Annotated in this window: 14 protein-coding genes and 3 tRNA genes; 6 read left to right on the forward strand and 11 right to left on the reverse strand. The window is 42.2% G+C overall.

Features of this window, described 5'->3' with window-relative positions; translation table 11 throughout:
* Positions 1 to 332 precede the first annotated feature (332 nt).
* From IEY42_RS14480 to IEY42_RS14500, 5 genes are all read right to left on the reverse strand, one after another.
* A tRNA-Leu gene (locus IEY42_RS14480) sits at positions 333 to 418 on the reverse strand.
* Between the two features lie 49 nt (positions 419 to 467).
* A tRNA-Cys gene (locus tag IEY42_RS14485) sits at positions 468 to 541 on the reverse strand.
* A gap of 40 nt (positions 542 to 581) precedes the next feature.
* Positions 582 to 657, reverse strand: a tRNA-Gly gene (locus IEY42_RS14490).
* An 11-nt stretch (positions 658 to 668) separates the two neighbouring features.
* Positions 669 to 896 (reverse strand): hypothetical protein, encoded by a 228-nt coding sequence (locus tag IEY42_RS14495; protein ID WP_188925912.1) that lies wholly within the window; start codon positions 894 to 896, stop codon positions 669 to 671.
* Between the two features lie 144 nt (positions 897 to 1,040).
* The gene (locus IEY42_RS14500) at positions 1,041 to 2,477 is read right to left on the reverse strand and encodes a glyceraldehyde-3-phosphate dehydrogenase (RefSeq protein ID WP_188923311.1); all 1,437 of its coding nucleotides are present in this window, start codon (positions 2,475 to 2,477) and stop codon (positions 1,041 to 1,043) included.
* Between the two features lie 201 nt (positions 2,478 to 2,678).
* On the opposite strand from IEY42_RS14500, the gene IEY42_RS14505 reads away from it, so the two are divergent.
* On the forward strand, positions 2,679 to 3,509 hold the full coding sequence (locus IEY42_RS14505) for a DUF2989 domain-containing protein (protein WP_188925913.1): 831 nt from the start codon (positions 2,679 to 2,681) through the stop codon (positions 3,507 to 3,509).
* 233 nt (positions 3,510 to 3,742) lie between these two features.
* The gene (gene gap / locus IEY42_RS14510) at positions 3,743 to 4,753 is read left to right on the forward strand and encodes a type I glyceraldehyde-3-phosphate dehydrogenase (protein WP_188925914.1); all 1,011 of its coding nucleotides are present in this window, start codon (positions 3,743 to 3,745) and stop codon (positions 4,751 to 4,753) included.
* A 251-nt stretch (positions 4,754 to 5,004) separates the two neighbouring features.
* Here gap and nadA read toward each other — a convergent pair whose 3' ends face one another.
* The 5 genes from nadA to astE form a co-directional block, all read right to left on the reverse strand.
* Complete coding sequence (nadA, locus tag IEY42_RS14515) at positions 5,005 to 6,072, reverse strand: quinolinate synthase NadA (protein ID WP_188925915.1); 1,068 nt, start codon at positions 6,070 to 6,072, stop codon at positions 5,005 to 5,007.
* A 123-nt stretch (positions 6,073 to 6,195) separates the two neighbouring features.
* Positions 6,196 to 7,779, reverse strand: a complete 1,584-nt coding sequence (locus tag IEY42_RS14520; protein WP_188925916.1) for a dihydrolipoyllysine-residue acetyltransferase — start codon at positions 7,777 to 7,779, stop codon at positions 6,196 to 6,198.
* A 9-nt stretch (positions 7,780 to 7,788) separates the two neighbouring features.
* Complete coding sequence (locus IEY42_RS14525; protein WP_188925917.1) at positions 7,789 to 8,766, reverse strand: alpha-ketoacid dehydrogenase subunit beta; 978 nt, start codon at positions 8,764 to 8,766, stop codon at positions 7,789 to 7,791.
* A 2-nt stretch (positions 8,767 to 8,768) separates the two neighbouring features.
* Positions 8,769 to 9,947: a thiamine pyrophosphate-dependent dehydrogenase E1 component subunit alpha gene (locus IEY42_RS14530; protein ID WP_188925918.1), complete on the reverse strand. Its 1,179-nt coding sequence runs from the start codon at positions 9,945 to 9,947 to the stop codon at positions 8,769 to 8,771.
* Between the two features lie 156 nt (positions 9,948 to 10,103).
* Positions 10,104 to 11,132 (reverse strand): succinylglutamate desuccinylase, encoded by a 1,029-nt coding sequence (gene astE, locus IEY42_RS14535; RefSeq protein WP_188925919.1) that lies wholly within the window; start codon positions 11,130 to 11,132, stop codon positions 10,104 to 10,106.
* A 216-nt stretch (positions 11,133 to 11,348) separates the two neighbouring features.
* On the opposite strand from astE, the gene msrA reads away from it, so the two are divergent.
* Both msrA and trxB read left to right on the forward strand, forming a co-directional pair.
* Entirely contained in the window at positions 11,349 to 11,828 is a 480-nt protein-coding gene (gene msrA / locus IEY42_RS14540; RefSeq protein WP_188925920.1) for a peptide-methionine (S)-S-oxide reductase MsrA, read from the forward strand.
* Positions 11,829 to 12,029: 201 nt separating this feature from the next.
* Positions 12,030 to 12,983, forward strand: coding sequence for a thioredoxin-disulfide reductase (gene trxB / locus IEY42_RS14545; RefSeq protein WP_188925921.1), 954 nt, complete (start codon positions 12,030 to 12,032; stop codon positions 12,981 to 12,983).
* A gap of 115 nt (positions 12,984 to 13,098) precedes the next feature.
* Here the strand turns inward: trxB and IEY42_RS14550 are convergent, their stop codons facing one another.
* Positions 13,099 to 13,659 carry a GNAT family N-acetyltransferase gene (locus IEY42_RS14550; protein ID WP_188925922.1) on the reverse strand — a complete coding sequence of 187 codons (561 nt, stop codon included), beginning with the start codon at positions 13,657 to 13,659 and terminating at the stop codon, positions 13,099 to 13,101.
* 177 nt (positions 13,660 to 13,836) lie between these two features.
* On the opposite strand from IEY42_RS14550, the gene IEY42_RS14555 reads away from it, so the two are divergent.
* Together IEY42_RS14555 and IEY42_RS14560 are read left to right on the forward strand one after the other, a co-directional pair.
* Entirely contained in the window at positions 13,837 to 15,021 is a 1,185-nt protein-coding gene (locus tag IEY42_RS14555) for an efflux RND transporter periplasmic adaptor subunit (protein ID WP_188925923.1), read from the forward strand.
* Between the two features lie 5 nt (positions 15,022 to 15,026).
* A complete protein-coding gene (locus tag IEY42_RS14560) occupies positions 15,027 to 18,215 on the forward strand; it encodes an efflux RND transporter permease subunit (protein ID WP_188925924.1) in 3,189 nt (1,062 codons plus the stop codon).
* Positions 18,216 to 18,413: the final 198 nt, after the last annotated feature.

Consider the following 18,413-nt stretch of genomic DNA (forward strand, 5'->3'; position numbering starts at 1 on the left):
TGTAGCATTACTAAAATTAGGCCAACAGGCCAGTATCAAGCAAATCTAATCTAGGCATGCGAAGCAAGCTTTGGGGCATAAACGAGCTGGAGTAGTAATCTCGAAGATGTTTATACAACTCTTTATTTCAAAGAACTATGTATGCTATTTGTAGTAAAAAGTGGTAAACGAGGCCGGACGGCTCTTTATCGAAAGAATGGCACGCCTGATTTTCAACCAGAGCGCGAGGGATTTTGCTTTTGCCTTAACAATAAATCTAAATTGCAGACGTAAAAAAGCCCCAACTAATGTTGAGGCTTTTTTACACCACTCTCTATTACTAGAGATTATAATGGTACCCGAGGCCGGACTTGAACCGGCACGCTTATTCAGCGAGGGATTTTAAATCCCTTGTGTCTACCGATTCCACCACTCGGGCAAAGTGTTGTTTTAACCGTTACAAATAGTAACCATTAAACGCAATTTTGTGGAGGCGCGACCCGGAGTCGAACCGAGATCGACGGATTTGCAATCCGCAGCATAGCCATTCTGCCATCGCGCCATGCTTTCCAAAATCAAATCCATCGGAGAAGATAAGAAATTGGAGCGACATATCGGGTTCGAACCGATGACCTATACCTTGGCAAGGTATCGCTCTACCAACTGAGCTAATGTCGCATTTTCAATCTTTACAAACGCTTTATTAAATCCACAAGAAAGGTATCATCTTTCAACCTGTCCAACTGAGCTAATATCGCATTTTCAATTATTACAACCTGAGGATGTTTCCCCTGACTGCGGAATGGCATTCTACCGATTTGATCTGGATAGTCAATCAATAACAACAGTATTATTGCAACAAAATGACTGTTTGATGCATAAATCATCATTGTGCTGATTATTTGATAATTTAACACAAATTATCGTCACTAATAACTCAATCAATAATGCGTAAACTACATTATTTGAAAGTGCTAAAAGGCATAATATAAAAAGCACCTCATTTGAGGTGCTTTTACTATCTAAACTTTATTAGTTAGCCGGCAGCTAACTAAACTGACTTAAGCATTTGGCAAAGATAATGTGGTTAATCCTAACATTTTTTGCATCACACCAACAACTTGACAGCTGTAACCAAACTCGTTGTCGTACCAGACATATAATATGGCACGCTTGCCTTCTGCAATGGTCGCCTGCGAGTCAACAACACCAGCATAACGTGAACCCACTAAGTCACTTGATACAATCTCTGTTGACTCGGTAAAGTCGATTTGATTTTGTAAACAAGACTGTAGAGCGATGTCTTTAAGGTATTCGTTTAACTCGTCACGGTTGGTTTCAGCGTTCAAATTAACACTGATAATCGCCATTGATACATTAGGCGTTGGTACACGGATAGCATTACCGGTTAACTTACCTTGTAAAACAGGTAGCGCTTTAGCTACTGCTTTGGCGGCACCCGTTTCTGTAATAACCATATTTAATGGCGCACTACGACCACGACGCTCAGCACTGTGATAGTTATCGATTAAGTTTTGATCGTTGGTATACGAGTGAATCGTTTCAACGTGACCATTTTCAATACCGTACTTATCGTTAACAGCTTTTAGTACTGGGGTAATGGCATTAGTGGTACAACTTGCCGCCGATACAATGGTGTCTTCGTCTAAAATATCATTTTCGTTAACGCCGTAGACCACATTCTTAATTGCGCCTTTAGCTGGGGCTGTTAGCAATACTTTGCTTGCGCCAGGGCTTTTAAGGTGTAGGCCTAAGCCGTCTTCATCTTTCCAAATGCCAGTATTATCAACAACTAATGCGTTGTTGATACCGTATTGAGTGTAATCAACTTGGTCTGGAGAGTTGGCATAAATGATTTGAATATACGTACCGTTTGCGATGATGGCGTTATTTTCTTCATCAACTTCAACTGAGCCGTTGAACGGACCATGTACTGAGTCACGGCGTAATAAACTGGCACGCTTTTCTAAATCACCTTTTTTACCGCCACGTAATACAATGGCACGTAAACGCATTTTATTGCTTTTACCTGTACGTTCAATCAATAAACGGGCAAGTAGACGACCAATACGACCAAAACCATAAAGTACAACATCGCGTGCAGGAGTATCATCACCATGGTTGACAGCAGGTGCTAATGCATCTGCCATGTAAGCTTCAATACCGCTTGCGTCCTTGTTGTTACGCCAGTAGTTGATCGCCAACTTACCGATATCCACTCGACAATGCTTAATTGCTAATTTGCTAAGGGCTTCAACAAATGGGAAACTTTCGCGAAGGCGTAACTTTTCACCAACATGACGACGTACTAAACGGTGTGACTTAATGATTTCGATGGTTGATGCGTTTAATAATGGCTTTCCATAAACCATTACTTCAACACCTTGGTTACGATACAATTTACCGAGCAATGGTTGCATTGCTTCAGCCATTTCGAAACGTTCTTGCCAGCTTTGTAAATGTTTATCTGCGCTCATGTAGGGATCCTTTATCTCACTTTTCCAGTTTTTTTAACAGAAAGGTTTGAGTAACAAAAAGAAAAGACCAATAATAAGTTTATTGTATGGGCAAAGCCCTCTTGGTCGGCGACATTGTAATGAAATATTAGCAATTTCGCCAGTAACAAATTTTCGCTAAACGTGTAATTTTATTAGACAATTTAACTCTCGGAGACAATTTTGAGTCGAAATTTTGTATTAATTACATCATTTATTGCTATGGGGGCTATATTTGGTCTTTTTGGCTGCAATAATGACCGTAATAGCGACCTGATTTGTAAAAATAATCCTGAACTTTGTGCAGATTTGCACAAAGATAGTTGGTGTAGGTTTGAAAAAGGTGATCTTATTCGCCATCGATACCTATTAAAGCAAACGCCTGAGCCCAGTGGTAAACAACTTTATCAACAATTAATCTACCTTGAAGACTATAGTCATTGCATTGAACTTGCCGCTGGCGTCAAACATAAGCTCAATACCGATCGTACCCGAGACCGTGAGCGGGCTTTTGCGGTAAGCACACAAACATTAGCAGAGTTACAAGAGTTTACTCGCACGAACAATGATGTTTATTTAGCGTTTTATCGCTGGATGCGTTTTAATGACCCAGCAGGCTTAGCAATCGTTGAACAACACTATCAGCAAGGTCAATTAACTGACCCAGACATGATTAGCCAACTTGCTGCTCACTATGTCCGTTCGTCACCAGATAATGCAAAAAGCTTGTATTTACATCTTTTAGGCACAACCGACTCAGGCCAAATTAACCCCGACTGGTTTTTAGCCCTCGCCTCAATTTATCGGCATCAACAAAATCCTGAAAAAGAATACCTGTTAACACGGGCTTATTTATTGCTGAGCTTACAACATGCTGATGAAGCTCAATTGTTGGCTATGGTTCATGGCAACCAACAATTAGCCCAAATATTAGATTCACAAGCCTCTGAACTGGTGGCGGCGGTAGCGAGTGAACGATTTGCTGGTAGTGAAAGTGAAATGTTGCTGAAATAAACTACGATCATGCTATCTCAATCGCATAATGAATTAATGGATGATATATGCCAACTTACAAAACTGTGCTTAAATTATCTTCAAAACGTGCTAAATGTAAAAAAAATACGAAAATTATCACCCTAAATTGCCCTTTTGGGGTAATTTCACTTGACCATTACGGTTAATTTGGTAATTTTACAACTAGGCGATCAACATGCCACCAAATTATTTTATCACTTGAGGGATATGAGATGACTATCCGTGTTGCTATTAACGGCTATGGCCGTATCGGAAGAAATGTTTTACGCGCACTTTATGAAAGCGAAAAAGATTACCCAATCGAAATTGTTGCGGTAAACGATTTAGGTGACGCATCAATCAACGCACATTTAACCAAGTACGATTCTGTACATGGACGCTTCAACGCAAAAGTTGATCACGATGATGAAGCCATTTATGTCAATGGCGACAAAATCTTAACGTTCCAAGAACGTGACCCATCAAAGTTGCCTTGGGCAGAGTTAAACGTTGACGTAGTGTACGAATGTACCGGAATTTTCACATCTAAGGCAGCGGTACAACCTCACTTAGATGCTGGCGCAAAGAAAGTGATCATTTCTGCACCGGGTAAAAACGTCGACGCTACCGTTGTTTACGGTGTTAACCAAGACGTCTTAACTGCAGACATGACTGTGATTTCAAATGCTTCATGTACCACTAACTGTTTAGCACCTGTGGCTAAGCCGTTAAGTGATGCTGTGGGTATTGAATCAGGTTTAATGACTACGATTCATGCTTATACTAACGATCAACGTTTATCAGATGTATATCACACTGATTTACGTCGTGCTCGTGCTGCGGCAATGTCAATGATCCCTACACAAACAGGTGCTGCTGCAGCTGTAGGCTTAGTCGTTCCTGAGCTACAAGGTAAGTTTGACGGTTTAGCAGTTCGTGTACCGACTGTTAACGTATCATTAGTTGACTTAACGTTCTTGGCGTCACGTGACACTACCGTTGAAGAAATCAACCAAATTGTGACTGATGCTGCTAAAGCTTCTCCGTTAAATCAAGTATTAGCGATTAACGAAGAGCCGTTGGTGTCTATCGATTTCAACCACAACCCATTCTCATCTAATTTCGATGCGACACAGACACGTGTTAAAGGTCGTTTAGTGAAAGTAATGGCATGGTATGACAACGAATGGGGTTTCAGTAACCGCATGTTAGACAACACTGTTGCACTAATGAACGCTAAGTAATCTACCTTGTAGATTAGCTAGTTGAATTTAGCTTAAGAGCCTCGCATTGATGCGGGGCTTTTTGTTACTTGCAGCAAATCATTTTAGTCTTATTCAATACGTCCTGTGTTCATTAACGTCTCAGCCCCAACTCCTAAGAAATACCATTGCGCATTAATAAGTGACGCGCAATGGTATAAGTAAAGCCAGTGCATAAAAAAGCCGACAACATGTCGGCTCTTTTACAATAACTAACCTAAGCTAAATGTTGATTAAGCATTGCCCTTCACTTTCATGTTTAACTCTTTGGCAAAATCAAGCATGCGTGTCAGTGGGATAAGCGCCTTAATGCGTAGCTCATCATCAACAAAGATTTCATGATTGGTTTTATCACTATTGATCAATGACTGTTCAATGGCTTGTAAACCGTTCATCGCCATCCATGGGCAGTGCGCGCAGCTTTTACACGTTGCACCGTTGCCGCCAGTAGGCGCTTCAAGCAGTGTTTTACCCGGCGCCGCTTGTTGCATTTTGTAAAAAATGCCGCGGTCAGTGGCCACAATAAACGTATCATTTGCCATTGTTTGCGCTGCTTTAATCAACTGGCTGGTAGAGCCTGCAGCATCAGCAAGTTCAACCACGCTAGCTGGAGATTCGGGGTGAACCAAAATGGCTGCCGTTGGATGCAGTTTTTTAAGCTCACGTAATGCTTTTGCCTGAAACTCATCATGCACAATACATTCGCCCTGCCACAACAACATATCTGCACCAGTTTGTTTATTGATATATGAACCTAGGTGACGGTCTGGAGCCCAAATGATTTTTTTATCTTGGCTGTCTAGGTGTTCTACAATCTCTAAAGCAATACTCGAGGTTACCACCCAATCTGCACGCGCTTTTACCGCCGCGGAGGTGTTGGCATAAACAACCACAGTGTGGTCTGGATGAGCATCACAGAAGTCATTGAACTCTTCGATAGGACAACCTAAATCTAATGAGCAGGTTGCTTCAAGGGTTGGCATTAAAATGGTTTTTTCTGGACTTAAGATTTTGGCGGTTTCGCCCATAAACTTAACCCCAGCAACAATCAATTTTTTTGCTGGATGATCACGGCCAAAACGCGCCATTTCTAGCGAGTCAGATACACAGCCGCCCGTCTCTTCTGCTAAAGCTTGAATTTCAGGATCGGTATAATAATGGGCAACTAACACCGCATTTTGATCAATCAATAGTTGCTTAATTCGTGCTTTATATTGTGCTTTTTCAGCGTCAGACAACACGGCAGGTTTGGGTGGAAACGGATACTCAATAGTTTCAATTTTAGGTGCCGACAGACTCATACAGGTTCCAAACTAATGACAATATCAGAGTATTATACGAAAAAGAGCTTAAAAACAAAAGGACGCTTTATGCGTCCTTTAGGTTAAGTTAGTCTAATGTAAACTATCTCATTGCGATTATGCTTAACGCATTGCTAAAAGCATTTCTTGCGGTTGCTCTAAATAATGTTTCCACAGGTTACAAAAACGAGCAATGGTGCCACCGTCAATCACACGGTGATCGCCAGACCAGCTCACTTGCATAATTTTACGCGCTTCAACTTCACCTTTGGCATTAAAACGTGGCAATACCTGTAACTTGCCTAATGCCACAATAGCCACTTCAGGTTTATTAATAATTGGCGTCGCTATTGTGCCACCTAATGCACCAATATTAGAGATTGAAATCGTACCGTCTTTTAAATCTGCTGGTGATACTCGTCCACTGCGAGCCGCAGTCGTTAACCGGGTAATATCAGCGGCAATATCTAAAATGGATTTGCTTTGTACATCTTTAACATTGGGTACCAATAAGCCCACTTTTGAATCAACAGCCATACCAATGTTATGTCGTGATTTATACGTCAGTTCGGTGCAATCTGCATTTACTTGGCTATTCAGTATCGGAAACTCCGTCATAGCAAGTGACATGGCTTTCATAAAGAAAGGCATCATCGTCAGCTTAACTTCATCACTTGAGTGACGTTGTTTCATTTCTTCACGCAAAGCGACTAATTCTGTTAAATCAAACTCTTCACAGTAGGTAAAATGTGGAATAGTTGATACAGACTCAACCATCATCTTAGCCATCACCGCTTTAACGCCTTTGATAGGTTCAACGCGATCTGCGCCAGACTGACTAATGGTAGCCACTTCTGTACTGGTTGGCGTTGCGACACTCGACGTTTTTGCTGGGGAGACAGCAGGTTTAATTGCTAAACCTTGTTGATGGCGTTCAATATCTTCTTTATAAACTCGGCCGTTTTTACCACTGCCAGCAACAAGTGCGATATTGATATCAAGTGAGCGAGCCATACGTCGTACCGCTGGACTGGCTAAAGCCTTGCCTTGTGCCACGGGCTCACCCGTAACAGGCGCACTTTTGCTTGCAGCTTGTTGAACCACTTGCTCTGCCGCTTCAGTCATTGGCGCGTCTTCACTTTCTACTTGGATAGCGAATAGAGGCGAATGCACTTTAGCAAGTTGGCCTTTACGGTAATGCAATTTTACAATTTTACCGGCTTTCATCGCGGGTATTTGCACTAACGCTTTGTCGGTCATCACATCTGCAATAGGTTGATCTTCAACCACCATATCGCCTTCTTCAACAAGCCAATCAACTAGTTCACACTCAACAATGCCTTCACCAATATCGGGCAGTAAAAAGTCTTCTATGTTTGAGTGACTCTCGGTGACTATCGCAGTAGTTACAGCTTCAACCACGGGCGTCACTTCTGCTGTAGGAGTTTGAGCGTGCCCGGTATCATCACTATCCATTTCAACCGCATAAAGTGGTTGATGCACAATGGCAATATCGCCTTTGGCATAATATAACTTGGTAATTTTTCCGGCATGGGGCGCTGGAATTTGCACTAACGCTTTATCGGTCATCACATCGGCAATCGGTTGGTCTTCAGTGACAATATCACCTTCGCTAACTAACCAATCGACTAATTCACATTCAACCACACCCTCACCGATGTCGGGTAAAATAAAGTCTTTAATCATATCTTACTCCTAAAACGCCACTGAGGCCTTGATGGCTTCGAAGGTTTTCAATTCATCAGGCATGTATTCTTTTTCATGAATTAACGGATACGGGGTATCTAATCCACACACACGGCTAATTGGCGATTCAAGCGATAAGAAACACTCTTGTTGTATGGTTGCAGCGATTTCACCGGCAAAACCACCGGTTAGCGGCGCTTCGTGGTTAATCAACAATCGACCGGTTTTAGTCACAGATTTGGCAACGGTGTCAACATCCCAAGGCGCTAAAGTGCGTAAGTCGATAATTTCGCATGAAATACCTTCTTTTTCAGCACGCTCGCAGGCCTTTTCAACAATTTCCATCTGCGCGCCCCATGCAAGCACAGTAATATCGCGACCTTGCTTAACCACTTGAGCTTTACCTAGCTCAATTTGGTAGTCGCCCGCTGGCACTTCGCCTACAGAGGCACGATACAAACGCTTAGGCTCAAAGAAAATCACTGGGTTTGGGTCGCGTATTGCAGCCAACAACAGGCCTTTGGCTTGCTCAGGATTACGCGGCACCACCACTTTTAATCCAGGTGTTTGCGTAAAATAAGCTTCTGGCGATTGTGAATGATAATGACCACCGGCAATACCGCCACCATAAGGTGTGCGGAACGTTAATCCACCCACATCAAATTGATTACCACTGCGGTAGCGAAATTTAGCTGACTCGTTGACGATTTGATCAAATGCCGGAAAAATATAATCAGCAAACTGAATTTCAGCAACGGCTGTCATGCCATAAGAAGCCAGGCCATTGGCAAAGCCAGCAATACCTTGTTCGGTTAATGGAGTATTAAAGCAACGCTCTCGACCATATTGCTCTTGCAAGCCAGAAGTTGCACGGAAAACACCACCAAAGTGGCCAACATCTTCACCAAAAATAACCATGCGCTCATCGGCTTTCATGGCAATTGATAACGCCTCATTGATGGCGTGTAACATATTCATTTGAGCCACGATTAGAGTCTCCCTGCGCTTTTTGGATAGGCCTTTGGATACTTATTAATATGCTCTTTTAACTCTTTAAGCTGCTTTTTAAGCGCAGGTGTCGGTTTATCAAGCACATCTTCGATGATTTCATCCAGTTTCGGGATAGGCAATTTCTCAGCCACTTTTACAGCAGCTAATACTTCTTCACGATAACGTTCAAATAACGTGGCTTCTTCAGCTTCGTTAGTCCAACCTTTATTAATCATCCATAATTTAAAGCGTTTAACCGGATCGTGTTGCTGCCATTTGGCTTCCTCATCTTTTGAACGGTAACCCGATGGATCATCTGATGATGAATGCGCGCCTAAACGGTAGGTCATGGCTTCAATTAATACCGGGGCATTATGCTCTAACGCGTATGCACGAGCCTGTTGGGTGGCGGCTAACACGGCTAGCATGTCATTACCGTCAACACGGATAGTGTGCATGCCATAACCCACACCACGGCTAGCAATACCATTACCGGCAAACTGCTCTTCTGTTGGCGTTGAAATGGCATAACCATTGTTACGACAAAAGAATATAACCGGTGCTTTTAATACTGCTGCCATGTTTAAGCCAGCATGAAAATCACCTTCTGATGCAGCGCCTTCACCAAAGTAACAGATGGCAACATTACGTTTACCTTGTAACTTCATGCCGTAAGCCACGCCTGTAGCTTGCGGGATCTGCGTTGCTAATGGTGACGAAATGGTTTGATAATTGAGCTCGCGGCTGCCGTAATGGATTGGCATTTGACGCCCTTTACCTAAATCTTTTTCATTACTGAACATTTGGTTCATAAATTGTTCAGTACTGAAACCGCGATAACGCAATGAGGCATGCTCACGGTATTGAGCTAAAATAACGTCATCTTTATCGAGGGCGGCAGTGCTACCAATAATTGAAGCTTCTTCACCGGTACAGGTCATGTAAAAACTGATACGGCCTTGACGTTGCGCACCCAACATACGCTCGTCTAGTACGCGTGTGAAAACGCAGGTGTCGAATATTTTATCGGCTAAAGGCTTGTCGATAACGGGTAATACGGCATTTTCATACGTGGTGCCGTCAGCTTGCAAAATACGCAAAATGGGGATGTGCAATGACGCTTTGTCTAAGAAGCTGACACGGTGCACTGTTTCATTGGTCAGTGGTGCGTTGCTCATATTATGCTCTTGTTATTGTTGAGCGATATTCAATATTAATATCGCTTCATTTATATGGTTCAAGTAAACATTACGTTAACGTAAACTACCTATCAATACCTACTTTCATTGTAAACGTATTTTACTCACGATTAACATGTATATATTGCTTTACGACTAGACAATCGTTTCGTTCAGCGCGGGCACTAAACACAATACCGTACGCTGACCAACCGGTACGTTCGCATTAGGGAATACTATCGCTTCTAACGGTTGTTCTACTGTGATTTGCTTCCCGCCTTCTGTTGCTAAGACTTCACCTTGCTTAAACGCACTAAAATTCTTGGTGTCACCAGCAAAGCTAAACTCAAAATCATCAAAATGTTTATTGATTGAGCGTGAAACTTTGTACAAATTGACTTTATCTGGGTCAAAGGTTACTGCGGGCAATGATGATTCCGTGATTAACTTTTCAAGCATAGTATGAGTTTGGGTAAATCGACTCATATCATTTTGGCCAAATGGCATCACTTTACCTAACTCAACGGTAAAGGCGTCTGCTTGAAATTGCTCAGAAGAGTAATAACTAAATGTAGTGGTGGGTTCATGATGGAATAAAATGGTGTCAACGCCGCAATCAGCTAAGAACATCATTTGCTCGCCGCTGAATGCGCGACCTGGGCGGTACGGATAAATGGCAAATTTTTCGTGCTTTGATGGACGAATAGCCGTGTGTAAATCGTAATGGATCCGTTGGCGGTCACTGTTAACATTAAAGAAGTCTGCCACATATTGCTCTAGCGCTTTAGCACGATGGCGTTCTGGGTGGGTTAAGCCCTCACCTTTTGAATGAGCGCCGCTAAATAACCGGTTCATATTTTCGTTTATAAAGCGGGTTTTGTTAAGGATGGCCGCTGGATTACCAATCAAAAACATCACACGTTGTTTAGCAATAATACGCTGGTTGAGTAAATCGCTAATGAGTTGGTTACAAATTTCGATGGGGGCGGTTTCATTACCGTGTACCGCACATGACAACACAATATCTTTACTGGCTGTTGCGGGAGAAAACGAGATCACGCCAGTGTCTAGCACCTCAACGCGAGTGTGTTGACCCAACATAAAATGATACCCGGCAGGTAATTGAGTTGGGTTTGCTAAGGTATAAGCTAAAAAATCATTGTTTATCATAAGGTCAGATAACACGATTAACTCCTTGTTTCATTATTATACGGCGCAGTAAATACCACGTACCTGTGGATTCATTCGCACTTATTGGCGCGGATTCTATCATAGCCCTAGCGTATTTTATTGTTGCTATAAGTTAGATTTATTTATTAAGCAAAGTTTGCTTGCAAAACATCAAAATATTCCACACAATTATAGCCATCTAGACTTCTATATTTGTTTTAAGGGTATGTCATGGCGTTAGCAACATTTGGTGCAGGTTGTTTTTGGGGTGTTGAGTATTTTTTTCGCGAAATTAATGGCGTGAGTAACGCGACTTGTGGATACATGGGTGGCAAAGACAGTTCAACTACCTATAAAGAAGTTAAAACAGGTATTACAGGCCATGCAGAAGTCGTACAAGTTGAATTTGACCCAGAAGTGGTTAACTACAGTGAGCTCTTAGATGTATTTTGGAAAAACCACAACCCAACCATGCTCAACATGCAAGGTGGCGACATTGGTACCCAATATCGCAGCACGATATTTTTCCACGACAAAGAGCAAAAAGCCCAAGCTGAAACATCTAAACTGGCATTAGCGCGCAGTGGTAAATGGGGGCAACGCCATATTGTGACTGAAATAGTGCCATTACAAACATTCCATGTGGCAGAAGAGTATCACCAGAATTATTTAGAAAAAAATAATCTACCCACGTGTCATTTAGTGTATTAATCGCTGTAAGATTAAGCATCTAACCAATTTTATCAGCAATTCAGGCTGGTTTATGGACGCCATTTCCCAGCCTGAACAATAATATTTACACAATAGATTAGCGCAATCGATTTACTACCGTTAACTTCCCTTTACCCGCCGATGTAAATTCCATACAATTCCATGCATATTGCTTAAGGCATGTTATCGGAGAACAAAATCATGAGTGAACCTCGTCACGTTAACCTATTAATTTTAGGTTCTGGCCCTGCGGGTTATACCGCTGCAGTTTATGCTGCACGTGCAAATTTAAAACCTGTAATGATCACAGGTATGCAGCAAGGTGGCCAATTAACCACTACAACAGAAGTTGAGAACTGGCCAGGCGATGCTGAAGACTTAACCGGTCCAGCGTTAATGGAACGTATGCAAAAGCATGCTGAAAAGTTTGATACCGAAATTATTTTCGATCACATCAACGAAGTTAATGTTACTGAGCGCCCTTTCCGTTTAAAAGGCGACAATGGCGAATTTACCTGTGATGCATTAATTATTGCCACTGGCGCGTCTGCTAAGTATTTAGGTCTACCATCTGAAGAAGCGTTTATGGGCCGTGGTGTGTCTGCCTGCGCAACCTGTGACGGTTTCTTCTATCGCAACCAGAAAGTGGCTGTTATTGGTGGTGGTAACACTGCTGTTGAAGAAGCACTTTACTTAAGTAACATTGCCTCTGAAGTACACTTAATTCACCGCCGTGACAGTTTCCGTTCAGAAAAAATTCTGATCAACCGTCTAATGGACAAAGTGGCTAACGGCAACATCATTTTACACCTAGACCAAACACTTGAAGAAGTGACCGGTAACGAAATGGGTGTAACTGGTCTTAAAAAGAAAAGCACTAAAGACGGTTCTGTTACCGATTTAGACGTTGCTGGTGTATTCGTGGCCATTGGTCACAGCCCAAATACTGGTATCTTTGCTGGCCAGTTAGAAATGAACCACGGTTACTTAAAAGTAAACAGTGGTCTTCAAGGCAACGCTACACAAACTAGCGTTGAAGGTGTTTATGCTTGTGGCGACGTAATGGACCAACATTACCGTCAAGCTATCACCTCTGCCGGCACAGGTTGTATGGCAGCATTAGATGCTGAGCGTTTTCTAGACGCACAAAAGTAATTCTTTTATTCACTCATATATCACCGAGTGAAAGACATATATAAAAAGAGCAGATTTTCTGCTCTTTTTTATTGTCTACAAAATCAAATCTAATCACTCAATCCAACAATAATATCTACACTGCCTTTTGATAAAACACGGCTTCGGTATCTCCCAGTGGGTCGCGGTGAAGTCGTTTATATTGAAATTGCATTCCGAGCTTTTTCATAATCGCAATGGATGCAATATTATCTTCAACAGCTACGGCGCTGATATGCGTCACTTCATCTAATGTACTCATTACTTGCATCACAGCGCTAGCCGCTTCTGTCGCATAACCTTTACCCCAACAGGCATACTTAAAACGCCAGCCAAGTTCAATATTATTAGGCTCTGCGTGGGTAAAAAAATGCATTGGCCGAACTAAAATCCACCCCAAATATTGACCACTTAATTGGTGTTTATCATTTTCGGCGCAATCAAGTGCCTGGACCTTCCACAAGCCCCAACCTTTTTCTGGGTTTAAATATTGCGCTAACCTTGGCAACATCACAGTATCTATTTGTTGTTGCGTGGTTTTAATGCCGCCATTTAAAAAGTGCATTACCCGCTCATCTTGATCTAATTCAAACAATAATGCACCGTCATCAAGCGTTAATAATGACAGTTGTAATCTAGACGTATTGGCAATTTGCATGGGGTTTCCTATAAACCGATTACAATATGGTTAAAAATCAATCTTGGCTGAAACACAAGTTTACACATTGAAACAACAAACAAGAAACATTTCGATTACCATATAAGATATAAAATAGATTAGTTGCAGTTTGTTGGGGAAGACACTGCAATACAAAATCACTTAAAAGGAAGCATTGTGGCTACTAAAAAACAGATAATTTTACCGTTTGTGGTGTTAGGCATTGGCGTTGCCGGTCTGGTTGGGCTTTCTGCATTAAAAAAACCACCAGAAGAGAAACCTCCAGTCGATACCACACCATTAGTGTCTGTTAAAGAGATTATCTATCAGCCTATGACCTTTAACGTTGATTCGTATGGTGTGGTTAATGCCAAATACACCACTGAGATCGTTGCCCAGGTTGGTGGTGAAATTATTTATTTAGACCCAAACTTCGTTAAAGGTGGATTTGTTAAACAAGGTGAAGTATTGGCCAAAATTGATCCTAGCGATTATGAATCAAGCCTACTTGATGCCGAAGCCAATATTGCTTCCTCAAAAGCCTCTTTAGTGCAAGAGCGTGCAAATGGTGAAGTGGCCATAAGAGATTGGGCAGATATTACCAATCAAAAACCGACGGACTTAAGTCTGCGTAAGCCGCAATTAGCCCAAGAGATCGCCAAACTCAAAAGTGCTGAAGCTAGCTTAAACCGCGCAAAACGAGATTTAGAGCGAACCGTGATCCGCGCCCCTTATGATGCATTAATCGAAGCGCGTGACATCGGCTTAGGTTCATATGTCAGCAAAGGCAGCATGATAGGTAAAGTGCTCAACACAGACAAAGCCGAAATTCGTTTGCCTATCGCCGATAGAGAAATGCAATATTTACAAGCAAAAGGCGTAGGTACTTCGGTAAATTTATATAGCAATTTTGCCGGTAGTAAACACACCTGGACCGGTAAGATTGTGCGCAGTGAAGGCGTGGTTGACAGCAAAAGTCGTATGACTTACCTGGTAGCAGAAGTTGACGATCCATACGGCTTAAATACCAACAAAAAAGAATTACGCTACGGTACCTATGTCACTGCAGAAGTCACAGGGCTTAAAGCGGGTAATGTTACCGTTGTGCCTCGTCATTTAGTGATAAACGGTACAGTCGCCATTATGGATGCAGAAAAAACCTTGCGTTATAAACCCGTGACGGTTATCCGCCAAGATGGCGCGAATGTGGTTATCTCTGACGGACTTGAAAACGGTATGCAACTGATTACCTCTGCCCTTGACTACCCTATTGATGGTATGAAAGTAGCACTACCCGAAGACCGCATTCTGCAAAAAGAAGCAGAAAAAGATGCCTCTGAACTTGCGATGGAAGGTGAATAACAATCATGGCTGATACTCACAAAGGACTCATAGCCTGGTTTGCTCGCAACAGTGTTGCAGCAAACTTGCTAATGATCATCATATTATTAGGCGGTTTACTCACCGCGAGCACCATTCGAAAGCAATTTTTTCCAGAAGTTGAAATTAACTGGATTGAATTTAGCGCCGTCTATCCTGGTACTGCCCCCCAAGAAGTAGAAGAAGGCATCACCATTAAGATTGAACAAGCCCTTGAGAGTATTCAAGGCTTAAAACGGGTGATTACCTACTCAAACCGTAACATGGCTCAGGGCTATTTTCAGGTTGAGGAGTCGTACGATCCTTTAGTGGTGCTAGATGAAATCAAATCTGAGATTGACTCAATATCAACCTTCCCGGCTGACATGGAACCGCCAAAGGTTGAGCGGATCAAATTTAGACAAGAAGTAATGTACTTAAGTCTTTATGGTGATATGTCTGAGCGCCAGTTAAAAGATTTAGGCGATAAAATTCACAACGAAATCATGCAACTGCCCAATGTGAATATTTCAGAATATTACGGTGGCTTGGGTTATGAAATTAGCATCGAAGTCAGCAAAGATAAGCTGCGCGAATATGGACTGACATTTAATGATGTTGCCCAAGCGGTACAAGGGTATTCTCGTAATATGTCGGCGGGGCAAATCAAAGCTGAAAATGGTTATATTAACTTACGAGTTCAAAACCAAGCCTATGTAGGCTATGAGTTTGAAGAGTTACCCTTACTGACATTAGATGACGGCACTAAATTATCATTAGGTGAAATAGCCGTAGTCGATGATGGCTTTGTCGATGGCATTCAATATTCTAAATTCAACGGTAAAAACTCTGTCACCTTCTTTATTGGCGCCGCAAAAAATCAAAGCATTACCGACATTGCAGATATTATCCATACCTATGTTGATAAAAAGCAAAAAGCCTTACCGCAAGGGGTTAAGCTTGAGCCTTGGGTTGATATGACCTACTACCTCGACGGACGTTTACAGTTGATGTTAGACAGCATGAAAAGCGGTGCAGTATTGGTATTTTTAATGCTGGCATTGTTTTTACGTGTGCGTTTAGCATTTTGGGTGATGATGGGCCTACCAGTGTGTTTCCTAGGTACGCTACTGTTTATGCCAATGGCATTTATTGATGTCACTATCAACGTCATCAGTTTGTTCGCGTTTATCTTAGTGCTTGGTATTGTGGTCGATGATGCGATTGTGATGGGAGAAAGTGCCCACAGCGAATCTGAAGAACACGGCCAAAGTATTGAAAGCGTTATCCGTGGGGTGCAAAAAGTGGCGATGCCAGCTACTTTTGGCGTATTGACAACCATTGCCGCATTTTTACCTATTACTATGGATGATGGCCCCTCTTCAGCCTTTGGCCAAGCCATTGGTTATGTCGTTATTTTATGTTTGCTCTTTTCATTGGTTGAGTCAAAGCTGATCCTGCCTGCGCATTTAGCACACATGAAAAAACCTAAAGTCGTTAAAGCCGGGTCTAAAAACCCATTGGATTGGTTGCGTAATGGCGTCAACTTTATTCAAGGTGCTGTAGATCGAAATTTAACTAAATACATTGAGAATATTTATCGTCCCTCATTGGAAATTGCCATTAAATATCGCTACGCGGTGATCATGCTGTTTATCAGTTTGATTTTAGTCTGTGCCGGTCTTTATAGCGGTGGTTTAGTGCGTTTTATTGGCCAACCTAAAATCCCTCATGATTTTCCGCGCATCAATATTGAAATGAACGTGGATGCGTCTGAAAAAGCGACTTTAGCCGCAGCGCTTGCCATTGAAGAAACTTTATATAAAGTCGATAAAGAGGTTGAGCAGCAATACGGCCAACGAATGATTTCTGACATGCAAGTTGACCTAAAAGGCCAAACTAATGCAGAAGTGATGACCAAATTAGTTGACCCAGAGTTGCGCCCTATGGACACCTTTGCCCTAGCAGAACTCTGGCGCCAAGCCATGCCATTAATTCCTGGGGTTAAGTCGTTCACCATTCAAGACAGTTTAATGGGTGGCGGCCGTGAAGATGGCGACATCAGCTTTAGACTTGAGGGTAACAACGAAGAGCAACTCATTGCAGCTGCTATGATGTTAAAAGAAAAGCTCAATAGCTTAAAAGGCGTGAGTGATGTCAACGACAGTCGTCAATCAAGTGCCAAAGAGGTGCAGTTCCAATTAAAACCGTTAGCAAACGCATTAGGCTTAACCTTAGCCAATATTGCCTCGCAAGTGGGGAACAGTTTTTATGGTCTCGAAGCGCAGCGTATCATCCGTAATGGCGAAGAAATCAAAGTCATGTTGCGCTACCCTGAAGAGCAACGTAACTCGATTTCGTTGGTACAAGATGTACTAATTAAAACACCGCAAGGTGGTGAACTGCCGTTATCTGAGGTGGCTGATATTAAAGTGGTTCAGGGGGTTAATAGTATCCGCCGTGAAAATGGCAGCCGAACCATTAACGTATGGGGTTCTGTCGATGCTGAACAAGCTGAACCCTTTAAGCTTGCCAAAGATATCCGCGATAACTTTATCCCTGAGCTACTGACTAAGTACCCTCAAGTTCGCAGTGAAGTGTCTGGTAATATCCAAGAACAGCTAGATAGTGCTAACACTCAAATGCGCGACTTTATCTTGTCGTTATTGGTGATTTACAGCTTATTGGCCATACCGCTTCGCTCATACATTCAACCTGTGATGATCATGTCGGTTATTCCGTTTGGGGTCATTGGCTCAGTTATGGGTCACATCATTTTAGACATTGATTTAAGTGCTCTATCAGTGTTTGGCATTATCGCAGCAGCCGGGGTGGTGGTTAACGACTCACTGGTGATGGTCGACTACGTCAATAACTCACGAAAAGCGGGTGTGCCGATGCGTTTAGCGGTGCTCAACGCCGGTTGTAAACGCTTCAGAGCGATTATGTTGACCTCATTAACCACCTTTATCGGTTTGGTGCCTATTATGTCTGAAACTAGCATGCAGGCTCAAATGGTGATCCCAATGGCTGTGTCATTAGCCTTTGGTGTGTTGTTTGCCACCGTGGTAACCCTGTGTTTAATTCCATGTTTATATATTGCCATTGAAGATTCAAAGGCTTTAATTTCGCGAATTATTGGTATTTACTCACCAGCCACGCCAAATAACAAGCTAGAAGAGTCACAACAAAACTAGCACTCACAGCGATAAATGATTAAGGGGCCTTATTTGTAAGGCCCCTTTTTTATCTCATATAAATGAATTACGTGATATGAATACCTCGGTAACATTATTTACTGCCCGCTGATTGAGCGGTGACATAAATAAATAGGTAATAATAAATAGTGCAACATCATCATTTTATTGAGAATATGCTAGTCTGATTAGCATAGG

Origin of the sequence: Shewanella algicola, from assembly GCF_014648035.1 — a bacterium.
GTDB classification, from domain to species: domain Bacteria; phylum Pseudomonadota; class Gammaproteobacteria; order Enterobacterales; family Shewanellaceae; genus Shewanella; species Shewanella algicola.

Coding starts and splice junctions, on each gene's coding strand:
- IEY42_RS14500 (WP_188923311.1), bottom strand. CDS start 2,477: ATGAGCGCAGATAAACATTTACAAAGCTGGCAAGAACGTTTCGAAATG.
- gap (WP_188925914.1), top strand. CDS start 3,743: ATGACTATCCGTGTTGCTATTAACGGCTATGGCCGTATCGGAAGAAAT.
- nadA (WP_188925915.1), bottom strand. CDS start 6,072: ATGAGTCTGTCGGCACCTAAAATTGAAACTATTGAGTATCCGTTTCCA.
- IEY42_RS14520 (WP_188925916.1), bottom strand. CDS start 7,779: ATGATTAAAGACTTTATTTTACCCGACATCGGTGAGGGTGTGGTTGAA.
- IEY42_RS14530 (WP_188925918.1), bottom strand. CDS start 9,947: ATGAGCAACGCACCACTGACCAATGAAACAGTGCACCGTGTCAGCTTC.
- msrA (WP_188925920.1), top strand. CDS start 11,349: ATGGCGTTAGCAACATTTGGTGCAGGTTGTTTTTGGGGTGTTGAGTAT.
- trxB (WP_188925921.1), top strand. CDS start 12,030: ATGAGTGAACCTCGTCACGTTAACCTATTAATTTTAGGTTCTGGCCCT.
- IEY42_RS14550 (WP_188925922.1), bottom strand. CDS start 13,659: ATGCAAATTGCCAATACGTCTAGATTACAACTGTCATTATTAACGCTT.
- IEY42_RS14560 (WP_188925924.1), top strand. CDS start 15,027: ATGGCTGATACTCACAAAGGACTCATAGCCTGGTTTGCTCGCAACAGT.